A 17,687-nucleotide genomic window follows, 5' to 3' on the forward strand; every position below is an offset into this window, starting at 1 on the left:
CAAATTGTAAATATGTTAATTAATCCAAGATAAAATTAAAATTAAAAACAAATAAAAACAAACACTTAAAATGATTTTAGCGTATTTATTTGTATAATATAAAAATTTAAAGTGTTAATTTAAAGAAATAAAAAAAGAATATCAACCAGCAATAATTTAAATAACCGCAACGTAAACAAAATATTTACAAAATCTTTTTTTAATCTCGAATAATGCTATTTAAAAATTAGTTATACTCACTAATTTTTAAATAATTTCTAAAAAATATGGTAATAAAACCAATTAAAATTTATTTAATTACTAATTCGAACTGCTAGATAGTTAAGCTAAATATAATAAAAACCGCTGAGTTAGCGGTTTTATTATTAAGGGCTCTGTTTTATTAACGAATACATTGTGGCCTAGGCTCGAACTCACTCGCCCTAAGCGGTAGCTGAATCACCTTGCCACATCCTGGTGGTGCCTGCTTACCCGTTTGTTCATTTACAAATGCCCAGCGTATTGATGGTGGACGCGTATCAGCTATTGCTTGTGGGTTAAGTGGTTTTAAGTAACGAATATATGCTTCTAATGCGCCTACGCTACCTGTTAAACCAGTGCTTTTGTTGTCATCTCGACCAAGCCACGCAACAGTCACTGTATTTTGATCAAAGCCTGCAAACCAACTATCACGTAAATCGTTGCTGGTCCCTGTTTTACCAGCGAGCTGGATTGACGGAAAGTGTAAATTTAAGCGTTTAGCAGTGCCATCTTTCGTTACGCGTTTCATTGCGTATTTGGTCATATACATTGCAGATTTATCAAAACGAGGCTCTGCATTTACTTTATGCTTATAAAGTACTTTACCAACAGAGTCAGTTAATGCCGAAATTGCAGTGAGCTTTTTATATTCGCCATCTGCAGCAATTGTTGTATAAAGCTGAGCCACTTCAAAACTCGACATTTCAACAGCCCCTAAAAGCAGCGATGGGTATTCGTCTATCGCCCCTGTTGCGCCTAAACCTTTCAATGTATTTACTACTTTATCAACACCTACATCGAGGCCTAAATTAACCGCTGGGATATTTATACTGTTACTAAATGCTTTATAAAGTGGAATTGCACCACGGTATTGGTGGTCAAAATTTTCTGGTTGCCACACTTTACCTTGCTCATTTGTGACCTGTACTGGCGAGTCATCAAGCAAAGTAGCTAAATTATAATGTGGCAATTGCAGTGCGGTTAAATACACGGCAGGTTTTACAAGCGAGCCTATATTACGTTTTGTGTCTAAAACACGGTTAAATCCTGAATATCGAACATCGCGACCAGCAATAAGTGCAGAAACACCGCCTTTTTCTACATTAACAGAGATCATGGCTGCTTCTAGTTTTTCAGTTCTAGGGCGATTTTCCAAGTACGGTAAACTCTTTTCAATCGACTCTTCCATTGCTGTTTGCTTTTGCAAGTCAAAATAAGTAAATACTCTTACGCCTGCATCAAGTGTTTGCTGATCAGGTAATAATTCATTTAACTCTCTGTTTACTAGCTCTAAATAGCCTGGGTATGATTTTTGTAAACTGGCTTTCATTGGCGCAATATCAATTGGGCGATTAAGCGATGCACGGTACTCTTTTGTGCTAAGTAACTTATTTTCGACCATTAGACGCAGCACTAAGTCCCTGCGCTCCATTGTGCGCTCTTTATAACGACGTGGGTTGTAATAAGATGGGCCTTTAACCATTGCCACCAGCAGAGCAATTTGATCGTACTCAAGCTCGTCTACAGGCTTTGAAAAGTAAAAGTCAGAAGCAAGCCCCATACCATGGATACCTTGGTTGTATGACTGCCCTAGGTATACCTCATTTAAGTAAGCTTCTAATATCTGATCTTTTGAATAGCGATAATCTAAAATAAGGGCAATAAAGGCCTCATTTATTTTTCGTACTAAAGAACGCTCACGCGTGAGGTAAATATTTTTAGCTAATTGCTGAGTAAGCGTACTGCCACCTTGAACGGTGCGTCCCGCTTTAATATTTGAATAAAGCGCACGTAAAATAGAAAACACCGACACACCATGGTGATCATAAAAATCACGGTCTTCAACTACCAGTAGCGTATCTTTAAGCATGGCTGGGAACTTATCTAGCGGTACAAATTCTCTATCTTGTTTAGAGTCGTTGCCAATTCGCGCTATTTGCACAGGTTCTAGGCGAGCAGAGTTTAAACGCCTGCCGAACTTATCTTTAATAGTCGCAACTTTTTGCCCTGCAAAACGAAGTTCAATAATATGTGATTCTTCAAGGCCATCATAAAATTCAAAATCACGGCGATAAATCTTGATGCTATCTGCTGTTTTAACAAACTGCCCTGTTCTGCTTAATCTATTAACAGATGAATAATGTAGACGCTCTAACTCAAACACAACTTCTTGGCTTGATAAAAATTGCCCCGGATAGAACTCCATAGAACGAGCATACACTTGCGCTGGAAGTTGCCATTTATTACCTTCAAATATACGTGTAGTTTTTGAATCTAAATAAATGAAATACATTGCCATTGCAATAAAAACAGCCAAGCTGAATTTCCAAAACACTGACCATGTTTTTCTCATAAAAGAGCGTTTAACAGTGGGATTCACTGTTTTTTTACTACCCTTTGATGTGCTTTTTTTTGTCGTGCTTGACGATTTACTAGCACGTTTAGCTGCAGGTTTGCTGGTAGGTGTTTTTTTATTGTCGGCCATTTAAGTGTAATTTATTCCAAGGGTTATTCACGAGTGTGAGCTTAGCATATTGGGCATATCCTAACATCCGAAAAGTTAACCCCCCCTGAAACAAAAAAAGCCCTACCGAAGTAGGGCTTTATGTAAACACACTATTATTTAAATAAACTATTAGCTATTTCTAACAGAAACAAACTCTGGGTAGGCTTCAATACCACAATCGTGTTGATCCATACCGTTTAGTTCTTCCTCTTCAGTTACTCGTATACCCATTGTTTTGTTAAGCACAGTCCAAACAATAAATGATGCTACAAATACAAAGGCAAGAATACACACTAAACCAATTAACTGATTGACAAAGCTTGCATCACCATTGGTTAGCGGTACTAACATAATACCTAATGCACCACACACACCGTGTACAGAGATAGCACCTACTGGATCGTCAATCTTAACTTTATCAAGTGCTATAATGCTAAACACAACTAATGAGCCACCAAGTAAACCTAGTAAACATGCCATTAATGGAGAAGGTGAAAGTGGGTCAGCAGTAATTACAACTAAACCTGCTAATGCACCGTTTAATACCATGGTTAAATCTGATTTGCCCCAAAGTATCTTACATACAAACAGTGCAGCAATAGCACCCATTGCAGCAGCTGCATTAGTATTAAGTAATATTTGACCTACCGCAGTTGCGTTTTCTTTATCCGAAAGTAGTAATTGAGAACCACCGTTAAAACCAAACCAACCCATCCATAAAATAAATGTACCTAGTGTAGCAAGTGGTAAGTTTGAACCTGGAATTGGGTATATTTCACCGTTTTTACCATATTTTCCTTTACGAGCACCTAGGATTAGTACACCCGCTAGTGCAGCAGCTGCACCTGCGCCATGTACAATTGCAGAACCTGCAAAATCTACAAAGCCCATTTCAGATAAGAAACCACCACCCCATGTCCAGTAACCTTCAATAGGGTAAATAAAACCAGTTAGTACTACAGCAAAGCCAAGGAAAGCCCATAGCTTCATACGCTCAGCAACTGCACCCGATACAATCGACATAGCCGTTGCAACAAATACTACTTGGAAGAAAAAGTCAGATTCTAAAGAATGATCAGCATCAGCAGCTTGTGTGCCAATTAAAGCGCCTATTGAAGGAATAAAACCACCTTCGGCATTGTCTACATACATAATGTTGTAGCCAACTAATAAAAACATCGTACATGCAATTGAATACAGCGCGACATTTTTAGTTAAAATTTCAGCTGTGTTTTTAGAGCGAACTAAGCCCGCTTCTAACATGGCAAAACCTGCTGCCATCCACATTACTAATATACCTGATATTAAAAAATAGAAGGTATCGAGTGAAAACTTTAGTTCTATTATTGTATTTTCCATGAGACCCCCTTAAATTGCTTCTTCGTCAAGTTCGCCAGTACGGATACGAACAATTTGATCTAAGTCGTACACGAAAATTTTCCCGTCACCGATTTTACCTGTTGATGCAATTTTAGTAATTGCTTCAACAACACGTTGACAATTTTCAGTACGAGTTGCAATTTCAAGTTTGATCTTAGGAATAAAATCTACTTGGTATTCTGCACCACGATATAACTCAGTATGACCTCGTTGACGTCCAAAACCTTTAACATCAACTACTGTCATCCCCTCAATTCCTAAATCAGCGAGTGCTTCACGCACGTCGTCTAATTTAAATGGTTTTATGATTGCACTAATCATTTTCATAGCGGCCCCCTCGGACTCTTTATTGTTATCCTGTTGGGTTAAACAATCCAACCTTTGTGCCACTATTTTTATATACTTTAAAACAATAAGTTAGTGAAAAACAGAAACTAAATAACAAAAAAAACGCACCAATTAGGTGCGTTAATTTAACAAGTTATCTACATTGGTGCGTGCAATATATTAATTGCATGCTTAGCTTTATATAACAGAGCTATACCACGCAGTTTCTTCCTTGGTTTTTAGCTTCGTATAATGCTTTGTCAGCAACACGCATTGCCTGCGTCAAGCTAGTGTCTTGAAAGTCTGCCAAGCCTATACTTGTAGTAATTTTAATTGATTTATCGCTGATAGAAAAATCGTAACTAGCCAGCTTTTTTCTAAATGCTTCAAAGTATTCACGACCACGTTCAAGCTCTATCTCAGGTAATATTATGGCAAACTCTTCTCCACCAACCCGTGCAACTGTAAACTTTGAAAACGTAGTACGGATTAATGAACCAACCTGCTTTAAAGCCTGATCGCCACCCTCATGGCCTAATGTATCGTTAATATTTTTGAAAAAATCGATATCTAACAATGCGAGAGTATTTTTCTGGTTTTTACTTTTAAGGAGCTTTTCTGCATATTGATAAAAATAGCGTCGATTATGAAGCCCTGTTAAATGATCCCTATGCGCGCTTTCTTTAATATCTGAAATTAACGATAGTTGCTCCATTGTTTGAAGTACTCGACAATGAAACTCCTCATTCATAAATGGCTTTGTTAAAAAGTCATTGGCGCCATATTTGATAAATCGCGCTGATAGGCCATGTTTCCCCGCGCCCGACAAGCCAATAATTGCTAAGTCGTCTCGGCCTCTAAAGTTACGTACCGCTTTAACAAGTTCAAAGCCATCCATAGAAGGCATAGCGTAGTCGGTCATAAGTAGCTTTATATCAGGATTAGCTTTTAATATTTCGAGTGCTTGTTGTCCATCGTGGGCATCTGTCACATCAAACAATTGCTTTTCAAGCATTTGCTTCATTAACGAGCGGCTCAGTAATGAATCATCTGCTACTAATGCTTTACAACCTTGGTTTCTTAGCAATTGCGCAACGAGTTTAACGGCGTAATGGTAAGAGTCGCGATTATCTTTAATAACATAATCAACGACACCTAATTCAAGCATTTGTTGGCGCTTGTACTCATCTATTTTTGAGGTTAAAACAACCGTAGGAATCTTTTTAGATAAAGTATATTTTGCGACTTCACCGTGAGGAGCATCTGGCAAGGTTAAATCAACTAACGCAAGCGTGTAGTCGTATTTTTCTACGTAAGTGGCACATTCAGCTAAAGACCAAGCAAAATCGATTGCCACATCAAGGTATTGTGCAGTTAAGTGGCGAAGTACCTGCTGCACTACTTTACTGTCTTCAACCACTAATACTCTTTGCATAAAGCTTCTCTTTACCTTTAATTAGTTTTACCACAAAACGACAAATACCACGCAATTACTGCAATAGCATTAGTCATAAACATCCGGTGTAGAGTGCACTTATGTGCTTGAAAGCGTAATCCGTTAGATTTTTTGGTGATAGCCTGTATAAAAAATCAATACAAGTAGGCCGCAATATACCTGAATTTTGCAATTAACTAAATAAAGAAAGTAAATCCAAAATAACTATAAAAGCGATTAATACGCGCCTTTCAATGTATTAATACCTTACTTAACCAGTATTATCGGCCACTAGTCTCAATACTTTTGTTATTTAACTCATTTTTATCTTTAATGATGTATCAACAATAATAAGGACACCTAATGAAGCTTAGTCGTATTATCAGTTTACCGATAACCGTTATTGCATTAATAATTAGTACAAGCACGCTTGCCGATAACCAACGTCGTATTGATGTAGACAGCAAAGTAGTTACCCAACATAAGGCTAAAATTAATGGCCAGCGTTTTAGTTATACCGTAGCTACAGGCACACAACCTGTATGGGATGATAAAGGCGACGCGGTTGCTACACTACAATACACCTACTACACACGTGACAAAGTTGACGACAGGACAGCTCGCCCATTACTTATTTCATTTAATGGCGGGCCGGGTTCGGCTTCTGTATGGATGCATCTTGCTTATACTGGCCCTCGCGTATTAAAAATTGATGACGAAGGCTATCCAATTCAACCTTATGGCGTAAAAGACAACCCATATTCTGTACTTGACATTGCCGATATTGTTTACGTAAACCCGGTAAATACTGGCTATTCTCGCGTACTTGAAAACGAAAAAGGCGAACTGCCTTCCAAAGCAAAACAAAAAGAGTTATTTTTTGGTGTTAATGCCGATATTAAATACCTTGCTGAGTGGTTAAATACTTTTGTAAATAGAGCACAGCGCTGGCGCTCGCCTAAATTTTTAATTGGTGAAAGCTACGGTACAACACGTGTATCTGGACTCGCTCATGAGCTTCAAAACAGTCAGTGGATGTACATAAACGGTGTTGTTCTCGTATCACCTACTGACATTGGTATTAAGCGCGATGGTCCGATTAAAGCAGCTAACCGCCTACCTTACTTTGCAGCGACTGCTTGGTATCACAAAGCACTTAACGCCGATTTACAAGCTAAAGATCTTGATGAGTTATTACCTGAAGTTGAAGAGTTTACTGTAAATGAGTTAATCCCTGCGCTTGCTAAAGGTGGCTTTATTAATGCTGATGAGAAGCGACGCATAATTACAAAAATGGCGCACTACGCAGGCTTATCAGAAAAGTTTGTTGAGCAAAATAACTTAGATATTCCAACTCAGTTTTTCTGGAAAGAGCTACTACGTGAACGTGGTCAAACTGTGGGTCGCTTAGATTCTCGTTATTTAGGAATGGATAAAAGAGACGCGGGTGAATCCCCAGACTACTGGGCTGAACTTACCTCTTGGTTACACTCTTTCACTCCTGCAATTAATCACTACTTGCGTGAAGAGCTAAACTATAAAACGGATGTAAAATATAATTTATTTGGTAATGTTCACCCATGGGATAGAACCGGTAATAATACAGGCGAAAACCTACGTTTAGCAATGGCACAAAACCCTTACTTAAACGTGATGATCCAATCAGGATACTTTGATGGCGCAACCAATTACTTTGACGCTAAATATACGTTATGGCAATTAGACCCAAGCGGTAAAATGAAAGACCGTTTGAGCTTTAAAGGCTACAGAAGCGGACACATGATGTACCTTCGTCACGCTGATTTAGAAAGCTCTAATAACGATTTACGTGACTTTATACAGCACGCTTTACCCAAAAAAGGGCAAGCGGCTAAATACTAATATACCTAAAACAAAAAATGGCTCTTTAAGAGCCATTTTTTATGTGCGTTTTTCATATCGTAAACAATAGCTTTTAAGTTGTGTGACTACAGCGTTAAAGCGCTCTTCCAGCTGCTGTATATAATCACCTTTAACTATTTCACTCTCTGCCTGTGTTTCTATCTGTTGGCATATATTTGCCAACTCAATAGCCCCCACAGACTTTGAAGACGACTTTAATGCATGAGCCTGAAAAGCTAAATCAACATAGTTTTTACTTTTAGCATACGCGTTAGCTAATTTAATTTGCTCCCCTGCTGTTTGTAAAAACGCATTAAATACCATGCAATGTACGCTAGGATCATCACCAAGCATTGCTTTTAGTAGCGTAATATCTAATTGATCAAAACTATCTGAAGCTATATTTTCACCATCTGATTTTTCTGAACGTGTATTGACCATAGTTTGAGAATGCTCCATCAATAACGACTTTAATTTAACAAGCTCAATAGGCTTTGTTAAAAAGCCATTCATTCCACAAGTATAACAATTATCTATGTTGTTTTTGGTAATGTTGGCCGTAATTGCAATTATAATCAGTTCATCAAAATGAGTGTTTTCGCGTATTTTTTTGGCTAACCCTAACCCATCGAGTAAGGGCATTTGAATGTCGGTTAGTAAAATATCAAAGCGTTTATTTTGTATGGCCTCCCAAGCTTGCTCACCGTTACTTACAAAAGTAGAGCACACTCCAAGCATAGTTAATTGCTGTTTTAACACTTGCTGATTTGTAACTTGATCTTCTGCCACTAAAACCTCAAGCGTAGGAAGCGTTACCGCATTTAAGCTTTGCTGTGTTATTTGAGGGGCTTGCACTTGTGCTGGCAAGTCAGTTTGATCAAAACTGTTAAAGTTTAGCGTAAAACAAGAACCTTTGTGCTGCTCGCTTTGTGCGCTCAAAGACCCTTGCATACGCTCTACCAGCTGCTTAGTTATCACTAAACCAATACCGGTTCCATTTACTTTACTGGTTTCAGCGCCTAAGCGGTCAAAAGGTTTAAATAGGCGAGAAATGTCATCTGGAGAAAATCCACATCCGGTATCTATTACATCTATTTCGCATTGTTTATTACTTAACACCCGACAATTAATATTAATACTGCCATTTGGTTTGTTGTATTTAATCGCATTTGAAAGCAAGTTAAGCATCACTTGTTTAAAGCGGCGCTGATCAATATAAATACTCAACCCTTCTAAGGACTCAAAACCGTGAGTTTGCAGTGTTATTGATTGCCCTTTAATAAGCTCAGTGACAAGCTCTACTGACTCTTCTAATATGCTTTTAATAGGCACATAAGAAAAACTAAACTGCATATTACCCGACTCAATAGCTGTTAAATCAAGCACATCGTCTATGAGTAATAGTAAATGTTCTCCAGCTTGATAAATGCTTTTCGCGTTTTCTTTTTGTACTTTATTTGCACTCTCATCATATCCATACAGCTGGGCTAAGCCTAAAATTGCATTTAATGGAGTTCTTAATTCGTGGCTCATACTGGCCATAAAATCTGACTTTGCTTTACTTGCAGACTCAGCTTGAATTCGTAATGCATTTAATTTTTGATGGTTATTCGCAACCTCATCAACCATATTATTAAATGCATTTATTACACTGCCCACTTCATTTTGTTGTTGTTTATCTATATGGCAATCAAAGTCGCCTTTGGCTAAACGTGAAAACCCAAGTTTTAGCGTCCTCAACGGCGATGTAACCCTGTAATCCACCAGCCAAGCCAAACCTATAAAAACGATAACTAAAATAATAAATTGTATATATATTAAGGTGTAATGAAGTTTTGAAGATTCGTTAATTTCATTAGTAAAATTAACAACCAAGCTAATATTAGCCAGCGGTTTGTCTAAAAATATCACCTGTTGAGATAACAGCATGTCGCCGTTTTCATTTGCTCTAACCCAATTATCAAGCGGATACAATTGGTTTTTTGAATCAACATCAACAATTTTAATACTTTTCCAATTAGGGCGAGTTTGAAGTTGACTGTCTATCTCTTCATATAGCTCTGCATATTGCCTAGTTAACAACGGAGTCGTTATAGAAGTCGATAACTGCGCTAAAGAACGCTGAGCAGCCTTTGAAAGGCCATCGTTTACCCAACGCGCTTGTTCAGGTAATGCGTAAAACATAAAAAGACATGCCATAAGCAAGCCACAAAGCAATACAACAATAAAGCTTTGCGCCCTTAAACTACGAAACCCTCTAATTTTCAACATAAAATGAGCGCAAGCCCCACTGAGTTAACTGCTGATACTCTGCTAAAGTTGCAATACTAGGTTTAATAATTGGGATACCTGCAAGTAAATGTTTATGCTCTGCGCTTTGCCCTATATCTAAAATAGCTTGTTGCACTTTTAACTGTATTGCAGCATCAACCCTTGGGTGGGCGACAATTGGGTGGCGACTAATTTCACGCGTTTTATAAAGAATTTTGAGTTTGTTTTGTAAGCTTTCTGGTTGTTGTTTAAATGTGCCCATTACACCACCGCCCGCCATTGTTGAGTGCAGTGCTACATTTAAATATACCGATGGATGAGTTTGGACATATACAGGCTTTATTGTTAGCCCGTATAACAATGCTAAATCAGCTCTCATTAATAATGACGCACCTAATGCGTTAGGTGCAGGGAATGCTATTTCAGCGCCCTCTAGTTGGCTTAAATTATCAATATCACTGTCTTTGTTTACGAGCAAAATACCTTGCAGCTTTCGCCCTGCATCTTTTATTAGTGGTAAATACCCCTGTTTTTCGTATGCTATAACACTATGCCATGGGTTCATGTATGCAAAGTCGTACTCGCCATTAGCAAAGGCTTTTTCAAATACAGGAATAGACTCAACTGTAATTAGCTTTATTGTTACCCCTGTTTGCTTACTTACTTGTTTTAACAAAGGTTGCCAAATAGTATTTAGCTTTTGCGGCTCGTATTGCGGCACTACACCAAAGGTATATTCTTGAGCTAATAAGAATGAGCTGTGTATCAAACATAATATAGCCACTAAATACTTCATCAATTCTCCAAATAATAGCGTGTCATTATTGCTTAAGCGTAGTTAAAGACTACTCAACACACCATTAAATTATTATATATTCGATATTTAGCATTGACCTGCTTTGATTACAGGTGGTTTTGGAGTGTATTTTTTATCTGTGAGCATATGATGCAAGTTCATAAATGTGATGTAAGTACTTTTCAATCCGACCTTATTGCTTAGCCAAGTAGGTATTGCCCCATCAGGCAAAGCATATACTTGGTACTCAATATCAAGGCGGCCTTTGTCCTCACTCAGCAGCCAGCGTGCATTTAAAGTAGTAATTCTTATAACGCCATTGTTTTTGGGCTGCTTATTAGGGCGAGCCTTAATAAGCAATTGGCTTTTATTTGCAGTCAACTGTGAATAACAAGAATAAGTAATGCTATCTCTATCTCTAACAGGCCAAGGAGAATTAAAATAACTGTACACTAAATTTTCTGATGGGCTTATGTGCTTAATAACCTTTACCTGAGATATATTTTCGAGCCATTGGGGTGCGGCATCGGTATCACTAAGTAATTCTAAAAACTCATTGGTGGATACGCCTTTCACGCTCATCTGCGCTTTTACTTCAAAGGTATTATCACTGTGGCTTTGATAATACACACTTACGCCATTTTTGTTTTTATACAAATGCCATATAGGCTCAGCATAAGTGTTAAAACTAACTAATAAAAAAATAACGAATAAACACTTTTGCAACTGAATTTTATTACAAAAGCGCATCATTTATTTTTGCCAGTAAGGTTCTATGTCAAGTGAAGCAAGGCGACTTTGCTCCATGGCACTGACCAAATATTCAGACTTTTGTTCAAGCCATGACTGGATTTTAGCAAGCTGTTCGTCCTCTTGCCCTGCACATAATTGCTTTAAATACTCAAGCGTACTTAATTCATAAATACCATGAGAAATATCAAGCCAAGGCAATCTAAACTCTAGGCGTTCTTCTTTATCAAATAACGATCCTAAACAGTTACCGCTCAGTAGGCTATTTTCAAGCTGAGTTCGTAGGTTTAAATACGAAGCGACATCGAGTGTTTGCTCCTTTGGAAGCAACTCGTGCAGGTTTTTCCAGTCTTTATTGAAAAGCCTATTGGCAATAGACGACACATTTTGCTCAGCCGCTTGAAGCTCTGCTTGCCCCCAGTCTTTACGCCATTGCTTATCGATTAACCAGGTAGTTAACGATAGTAATAAACGATTATAACGTGCGCTGTGAAACAGTGCATTTATATCGTCAATGCTTGGCTGTAACTCTTTTAAGTCTCCAATGACTTGAGCAAGTGCTGGCGCCGCATTAATTTTTTTATAAAAAGCATGGCGTTTAGACGTGTACGTTTTTAATTGAATCGCGTTTTCTACCCACGCTAATTCACTTAATAACCATTTAAGTTCGGTACGTAAGTGCTCTGTACTTTCTTTAGATACTATATCGTCGTATAGCCAAAAAGTATGGCGGATTAAACTGATGCCGTCAGTTACGCGTTTAAGTGTTTTTAAACTTGGCTTATCGAAATAGCATTGCTCGTGCTTTTGTACAAAGCGAATGCCAAAGTTCATGGCTTCAACTAAAGCACGCTCTTGAGTAGTCGACTTTGGTAATTGTACAAAACCAATAGATTTGCTTGGCATTAAAGGTTTTTCATCAGCAAGCCGATAACCACGCGCGGCCTTAGAATACAAACCTAAGCGTATGCAGTTTTGGCTAACTAATATATCTGCAAATGCAAACAGCTCATTACGACTGCCCTCAACTAGCTCAATTTCTAGCTCGCTAATAATTTCAATTTTACCCGAAGCCGCAATTTCACCTTTATCGAGTACGACTTCAATTTTAGCGCCACTTTCGGTTTCAATTAACCAAGTACGACGAATGAAGTTAGTACTAAATATTGGATACAAGTTTTTTGAGATGGCGCTTATTTGCATGCCATGAGGCCAAATATCAGCATCAAACGCCATTAAATTAGGGCGGCTTGATTCAATTGGTAAATTGTACTCTGGACGTTGGTGTAAACCACCTACCACTTCACCTGCAAGCTTTATAGTTTGCTCGCATTCGCTGTCAGAACAACGCGTTCGAAAGCCTATATCAAGCGCTCTAAGCTCTCTGCTTGGCGTATCGTAGTATGCATTTTGTAAGCTGCGAGACGGTTTATTCTTCACCGTTTTTGCAAATTGAGTAATTAACGAGGGGATCAGTGGAATAACGGCATCTGATACCAAAAATTTCAGTTCTATCTCAGTATCCATTCGGTTTGCGGATTACCTTTAAAATAAATAAGTGCTCAAAATAAACAAAGCGCCTTAACAATGCAAATTTTTTAACCTTATTTTAGGGCTTGATGACCTTTGCGGATTAAAATTCGTTCTATCTAGGAGCAATTTAATCACAGCGTGAGGCTTGTAACCTAGTGGACTCGATAACTACTCCTGCGTTACCGTACTGGGTTACAATATCAGTCTTGCTATTGATCTATTTAATCCATACTATCTAACTACTTATGTGAAATAAAAATCACGTTCATAACGGACGCAGTTAGATCAACAAGGTAGATAAATGCTAAAACATTGTTTATTAGGGCTACTTTTAACAGCCACCACATTCATGAGTTATGCACAAGAAGCACAACCTGCAAATTCAACGAATGCAAACACCGCTTATATTATCGATAATCTATACACTTTTATGCGCTCTGGGGCGAGTAAAAATTATCGACTACTCGGCTCTGTAGATGCTGGAACAAAGTTAACCTTGTTATCAAATGAAGAAAACGGCTTTATAAAAATTAAAGATGATAAAGACCGCGAAGGCTGGATAGAAACTAAGTTTATTACTAAAACAGCGGGCTTACACCAACAGTACAAAACACTAAGTAGCGAAATGAGCACTATGCAAGAAAAGCTACGTCAAGCTCAAATAGAACTTCCACAGCTACAAGAACAAAACCAAACTTTAACAGATCAAAATCTGCAGTTATCTGCTCAAATTACTAAGCTTAAAACAACGCTAGAGCAAGAGCGCACTCAAAAAGAAGCTGCTAGCTCAAAAGAGAAACGCCAGCTACTTACTTACGGTGGTGCTATTGCGTTTTTAGGCCTGTTTTTAGGTATTATATTAACGATAGTGCTGTCACGTCGTAAGCGCTACGAAGGTTGGGCGTAAAGCTCCATCCAACTAAATACAAAAAAGCCGCTTTACAGCGGCTTTTTATTCTCTGTATTTTCATGCAGTTCGAGTTTTGGTGCACTCATACCTTTGAGCAACCGACCAAATATATCAGCGCCGGTAATAATGCGTTTCACATCGCTCCACACTAATACCACATCGTGATCAATGGCCCCATCAAACGATTTATCTAAAGAATGATTAGCCCGTATTTTTAAAATCACTTCACTTAAACGCATCGCTTCATCAGCAACAATTATAGGTCTGTGACAATAGTGATAAGGGTCAAACGTATCTGGCTCAAATAACGCTGATCTTAAAAAGCCGTCAGCATCTACCACTAATAAAGGCCAACCGTCTTCATTGGTAATGATCACCCAGTTATAACCTGACTTATGTAGTTTGCGTAAAAACTCATTATCAGTTGTTAATGTAAGGTCTGGGAAAATAGGCAAATCAAGCTTAGTAGGCAAAGCAATAATCGAGTCTGGATCAATTACCTCACCCTCTTTGGTTACGCTTATTTCATCTAAGCTAAAAAAGTTAAGCGCGCCTATTCCCTCAACGTGTTGAACATCAGCTTCTTCAGCCTCTATGTGTTTGCGAATAATACCCCTGAGCTCACTTTCAGCAAAGTACGTAATCCCCTCTTTACCTAACCATGCATCGAGAATTAAAGCAGTTGGCTTAGCAACTATATAAAACAGAATCTGATAAAACTTAATTAACGGCGAAAGTTGGCTCGCCATTTTTAACGCATTACGCGAAAAATAGGCCTGCGGTGTTATTTCACCAATAATAGTAATTGCGATAGTTGAGAATAAAAACGAACTTGCGCCCATTAATACCGAATCAGAAAGTAGTGTAAGTAGTACGTTAATACCTACGTTGCCCCACAAAATAGTCGACAATAAAAAGTTAGAGTCGTTTCGAAGGGCCATTACTTTTATGGCCGCCTCGTTCCCTTTTGCACTTTCCATTTCAAGCTGAAGCCTACTTAGTGAAAAAAACGCTAAGTTTAAGCCCGAAAATATTGCCGATTGTGAAATACACAAAGCAATTGCACACCAAATCATGACTTCAAAGGTCATTGTATTTTCCTGTTAGTAATACCATTTCACTTAATTAAGCGAATTGGTATAAGGCTTATAAAAGCAATAAACTGCCTAAACCTAAAAAGGTAACAAACCCAACAATATCGGTAACGGTAGTTAAAATTACCGAACCAGATAACGCAGGATCAATTTTCATTTTGTCTAAAATAGACGGAATAACAACACCTGCTAGTGACGCGGCCACTAAATTCAATAATATGGCTACCGTAATCGTAATACTAAGCATTAAGTCGTTAAACCATAAAAAGGTAAGTAGGCCGATTACAAACGCCCATACCAAGCCATTTACAGCGCCAACACGCAGCTCTTTTTTAAGCAACGCATTACGGTTTGAATCTGTAACCTGTCCAAGCGCTAAACCTCGCACAATAACGGTTAATGTTTGACTACCTGCAATTCCCCCCATAGAAGCGACCACTGGCATCAATACAGCTAATGCTACAACTTGTTCTATCGTTGCGCCAAATAAACCGATAAACCACGACGCTAAAAAGGCAGTTGCTAAATTAATACCTAACCATATACCACGGTTTTTAGCACTTTTTCGCACACTTGCGAACAGGTCTTCGTCTTCACGTAAACCACCGGCTTTAGCGGCTGCTTCATCAGCAATTTCTTGTCGTAATTCATAAGCAGAGGCAATGGTTAATCGCCCAAGTAATTTGTTATCAGCATTAACCACTGGCAGTGCCATTTTTTCACTGTGGATCACCACTTCTGCCGCTTCATATAAATCATCATCAGCATGGAGCGATGAAAAGTCATGATTTGCCAATGTCATTAAATTATCGGTGTCGCTGGCTTTTATTAAATCATTTACCGCAACCTCACCTATTAAACTACCCTTGCGGCTTACTAAATAAATAACTTCACTGTATTGCGGTAAACCTTTGTGTAGCAATTTTTTAGCACCACCGGCTGTTAGCTTCTCCGATACTTTTAAAAAGTCAAAACCTAACCAGTGACCTAATTGCTCTGGCGGGTATTGCTGCGCTAAATCATATTGTTTGGTTTGCGCTTCATCGAGTTGCTTTTTTGCATACTCAACAAATCGCTCTGGTATAACTTCTTCAAGTTCCAGTAGCTCTTCTACATTAACTTCATCAAGAAGTTTAAAAGCCTCAGTGTCTTCTAGCGTTTGTAGCAACCACAAACAACTATCTTCACTTAAATTAACAAAAATTTCGTGTTGCGTGTCTTCATCAAGCAACTGCCAAATTTCAAGTCGTTGTTCTTTTGGTATCGCCTCAAAAAGTAATGACAGGTGCTCTGTTGAAAGCGTTAACTGCGCATCTGCTAATAATTTATTTTTGCGTTCTGTTGTATCGCATTGCAATAAATCATTTATGAGCTGTGGAAGTTGGTCTACCGGATACTCAATCATCTTAAAACCTTAAAATTTAAAAGCGCACATTATTTATAGTCTACTTGAACAATAAAAAATTGCAGAAAAAACGTGAACTTATTAAGCATGCGCAAGCTATTTTTGCGCATTGTATGGGCAAACTAAATGCAGTACTAATATTTATTTTAAAAAATTAAAAAAACAGTAAAAGGAATTATTTTTGAGGGATTAAACAACAAGTAAGCAAACTAAAGGGATTACTTATAATAAAAAAAAATCCCATATTAGCTAGGCTAATATGGGCAAAATCACACAATGAATTAGGTGTTTTTAAATTACGGTTTATGCTTTAAATTAAAGTCTATCAGTAATATTTCGTACTAAGTCAGAATCTACAAATTGAGTAATAAGTGCAGCGCCCCACGCATAGCCACGCTGTATTGGGTAACCTTTAAAAATCCAGCGTTTACGCACGTGATTAAAGCGCTCTAAATAGTCTTGCTTTTTTTGTGGCAGAGGCTGCTCACCCAATTTATTCCATGCTTTATATACGCCTGACATGTCAGATCCTCGCATAAAGCGTTGCAACCAACGTGGAAAACGAGAAAAGCTAATAGTGGACTGAAAATCAATAAAGTAAGGTTTACCGTCTGCGCCGCATAAAATATTACCCATATTACGCAAGTCTAAATGCACGATGCCTTTGCGATGCATTTTTGCTACTTGACGCTCAAGCTCACTAAAAAAGTTAACAGGTAGTGTTTTGTCTTCATGAATTAAAGCGCGCAGTGGCGTGCCTTCAATATAGTTATAAGCAACCGCTATCGGCGACAATCTACAAAAGCGGTTAGCAACTGCATCAAGCTCTGCTAAACGGCTCAACCCTTTATACTCTTGATTTACCGACATTCGTGCAAATGTTTTGCGGATAAACCAGGGGCTTTGGCTAAAATCTTTAACGATTAAATCAAATTCATTATCTTTATATCGATACACAATCGCGTTAGCAAAACGTCCCTTATGGACAACACTTAAGTGATGTTGCATAAAAGTATGTTCTGGAAATTGCTGTTGTAATTGTACTAACAAATTATTTTCAATCATAACAAACCTAACAAGATGATAACTTTAATTGCCTAGGCAACTATATTATCAAAGTTAGATTCTGCGCACAATCAGATCAACTAATTAGCACGCT

The 17,687-nt window shown here is 38.1% G+C and carries 13 protein-coding genes; 2 read left to right on the forward strand and 11 right to left on the reverse strand.

Annotated features, from left to right (window positions below; all coding sequences use genetic code 11):
• Window positions 1-382: 382 nt before the first annotated feature.
• From mrcB to AC5NT5_RS12790, 4 genes are all read right to left on the reverse strand, one after another.
• On the reverse strand, window positions 383-2,725 hold the full coding sequence (gene mrcB, locus AC5NT5_RS12775) for a penicillin-binding protein 1B (RefSeq protein ID WP_024596271.1): 2,343 nt from the start codon (window positions 2,723-2,725) through the stop codon (window positions 383-385).
• Between the two features lie 150 nt (window positions 2,726-2,875).
• On the reverse strand, window positions 2,876-4,105 hold the full coding sequence (amtB, locus tag AC5NT5_RS12780; RefSeq protein WP_024596272.1) for an ammonium transporter AmtB: 1,230 nt from the start codon (window positions 4,103-4,105) through the stop codon (window positions 2,876-2,878).
• Between the two features lie 9 nt (window positions 4,106-4,114).
• On the reverse strand, window positions 4,115-4,453 hold the full coding sequence (locus tag AC5NT5_RS12785; protein WP_004587162.1) for a P-II family nitrogen regulator: 339 nt from the start codon (window positions 4,451-4,453) through the stop codon (window positions 4,115-4,117).
• A gap of 211 nt (window positions 4,454-4,664) precedes the next feature.
• Window positions 4,665-5,888: a diguanylate cyclase domain-containing protein gene (locus AC5NT5_RS12790; RefSeq protein ID WP_002958922.1), complete on the reverse strand. Its 1,224-nt coding sequence runs from the start codon at window positions 5,886-5,888 to the stop codon at window positions 4,665-4,667.
• 363 nt (window positions 5,889-6,251) lie between these two features.
• Between AC5NT5_RS12790 and AC5NT5_RS12795 the strand changes: the two genes are divergently transcribed.
• Window positions 6,252-7,769 carry a S10 family peptidase gene (locus AC5NT5_RS12795; RefSeq protein WP_182725093.1) on the forward strand — a complete coding sequence of 506 codons (1,518 nt, stop codon included), beginning with the start codon at window positions 6,252-6,254 and terminating at the stop codon, window positions 7,767-7,769.
• A 39-nt stretch (window positions 7,770-7,808) separates the two neighbouring features.
• Here AC5NT5_RS12795 and AC5NT5_RS12800 read toward each other — a convergent pair whose 3' ends face one another.
• The 4 genes from AC5NT5_RS12800 to AC5NT5_RS12815 form a co-directional block, all read right to left on the reverse strand.
• A complete protein-coding gene (locus AC5NT5_RS12800; protein ID WP_182725094.1) occupies window positions 7,809-10,040 on the reverse strand; it encodes an ATP-binding protein in 2,232 nt (743 codons plus the stop codon).
• Complete coding sequence (locus AC5NT5_RS12805) at window positions 10,027-10,836, reverse strand: phosphate/phosphite/phosphonate ABC transporter substrate-binding protein (RefSeq protein ID WP_182725095.1); 810 nt, start codon at window positions 10,834-10,836, stop codon at window positions 10,027-10,029. Before AC5NT5_RS12805 ends, AC5NT5_RS12800 begins: the two co-directional genes overlap by 14 nt.
• Window positions 10,837-10,923: 87 nt before the next feature.
• Entirely contained in the window at window positions 10,924-11,589 is a 666-nt protein-coding gene (locus tag AC5NT5_RS12810) for an START domain-containing protein (RefSeq protein ID WP_182725096.1), read from the reverse strand.
• The gene (locus AC5NT5_RS12815) at window positions 11,590-13,113 is read right to left on the reverse strand and encodes a CYTH and CHAD domain-containing protein (protein ID WP_024596277.1); all 1,524 of its coding nucleotides are present in this window, start codon (window positions 13,111-13,113) and stop codon (window positions 11,590-11,592) included.
• Window positions 13,114-13,420: 307 nt separating this feature from the next.
• On the opposite strand from AC5NT5_RS12815, the gene AC5NT5_RS12820 reads away from it, so the two are divergent.
• The gene (locus AC5NT5_RS12820) at window positions 13,421-14,026 is read left to right on the forward strand and encodes a TIGR04211 family SH3 domain-containing protein (RefSeq protein WP_002958928.1); all 606 of its coding nucleotides are present in this window, start codon (window positions 13,421-13,423) and stop codon (window positions 14,024-14,026) included.
• 32 nt (window positions 14,027-14,058) lie between these two features.
• Here AC5NT5_RS12820 and AC5NT5_RS12825 read toward each other — a convergent pair whose 3' ends face one another.
• The 3 genes from AC5NT5_RS12825 to AC5NT5_RS12835 form a co-directional block, all read right to left on the reverse strand.
• Window positions 14,059-15,120 carry a DUF21 domain-containing protein gene (locus AC5NT5_RS12825; RefSeq protein ID WP_494513996.1) on the reverse strand — a complete coding sequence of 354 codons (1,062 nt, stop codon included), beginning with the start codon at window positions 15,118-15,120 and terminating at the stop codon, window positions 14,059-14,061.
• 55 nt (window positions 15,121-15,175) lie between these two features.
• Window positions 15,176-16,528 carry a magnesium transporter gene (locus AC5NT5_RS12830; RefSeq protein ID WP_007584828.1) on the reverse strand — a complete coding sequence of 451 codons (1,353 nt, stop codon included), beginning with the start codon at window positions 16,526-16,528 and terminating at the stop codon, window positions 15,176-15,178.
• A gap of 315 nt (window positions 16,529-16,843) precedes the next feature.
• A complete protein-coding gene (locus AC5NT5_RS12835; RefSeq protein ID WP_182725098.1) occupies window positions 16,844-17,593 on the reverse strand; it encodes an RIO1 family regulatory kinase/ATPase domain-containing protein in 750 nt (249 codons plus the stop codon).
• Between the last annotated feature and the right edge of the window lie 94 nt (window positions 17,594-17,687).

It is taken from the genome of Pseudoalteromonas sp. J2K-J599 (assembly GCF_059295115.2).

What these genes read in the sequence shown, in the direction of transcription:
- mrcB (WP_024596271.1), bottom strand. Translation starts at nt 2,725, where the DNA reads ATGGCCGACAATAAAAAAACACCTACCAGCAAACCTGCAGCTAAACGT.
- amtB (WP_024596272.1), bottom strand. Translation starts at nt 4,105, where the DNA reads ATGGAAAATACAATAATAGAACTAAAGTTTTCACTCGATACCTTCTAT.
- AC5NT5_RS12785 (WP_004587162.1), bottom strand. Translation starts at nt 4,453, where the DNA reads ATGAAAATGATTAGTGCAATCATAAAACCATTTAAATTAGACGACGTG.
- AC5NT5_RS12790 (WP_002958922.1), bottom strand. Translation starts at nt 5,888, where the DNA reads ATGCAAAGAGTATTAGTGGTTGAAGACAGTAAAGTAGTGCAGCAGGTA.
- AC5NT5_RS12795 (WP_182725093.1), top strand. Translation starts at nt 6,252, where the DNA reads ATGAAGCTTAGTCGTATTATCAGTTTACCGATAACCGTTATTGCATTA.
- AC5NT5_RS12800 (WP_182725094.1), bottom strand. Translation starts at nt 10,040, where the DNA reads ATGTTGAAAATTAGAGGGTTTCGTAGTTTAAGGGCGCAAAGCTTTATT.
- AC5NT5_RS12805 (WP_182725095.1), bottom strand. Translation starts at nt 10,836, where the DNA reads ATGAAGTATTTAGTGGCTATATTATGTTTGATACACAGCTCATTCTTA.
- AC5NT5_RS12810 (WP_182725096.1), bottom strand. Translation starts at nt 11,589, where the DNA reads ATGATGCGCTTTTGTAATAAAATTCAGTTGCAAAAGTGTTTATTCGTT.
- AC5NT5_RS12815 (WP_024596277.1), bottom strand. Translation starts at nt 13,113, where the DNA reads ATGGATACTGAGATAGAACTGAAATTTTTGGTATCAGATGCCGTTATT.
- AC5NT5_RS12820 (WP_002958928.1), top strand. Translation starts at nt 13,421, where the DNA reads ATGCTAAAACATTGTTTATTAGGGCTACTTTTAACAGCCACCACATTC.
- AC5NT5_RS12825 (WP_494513996.1), bottom strand. Translation starts at nt 15,120, where the DNA reads ATGACCTTTGAAGTCATGATTTGGTGTGCAATTGCTTTGTGTATTTCA.
- AC5NT5_RS12830 (WP_007584828.1), bottom strand. Translation starts at nt 16,528, where the DNA reads ATGATTGAGTATCCGGTAGACCAACTTCCACAGCTCATAAATGATTTA.
- AC5NT5_RS12835 (WP_182725098.1), bottom strand. Translation starts at nt 17,593, where the DNA reads ATGATTGAAAATAATTTGTTAGTACAATTACAACAGCAATTTCCAGAA.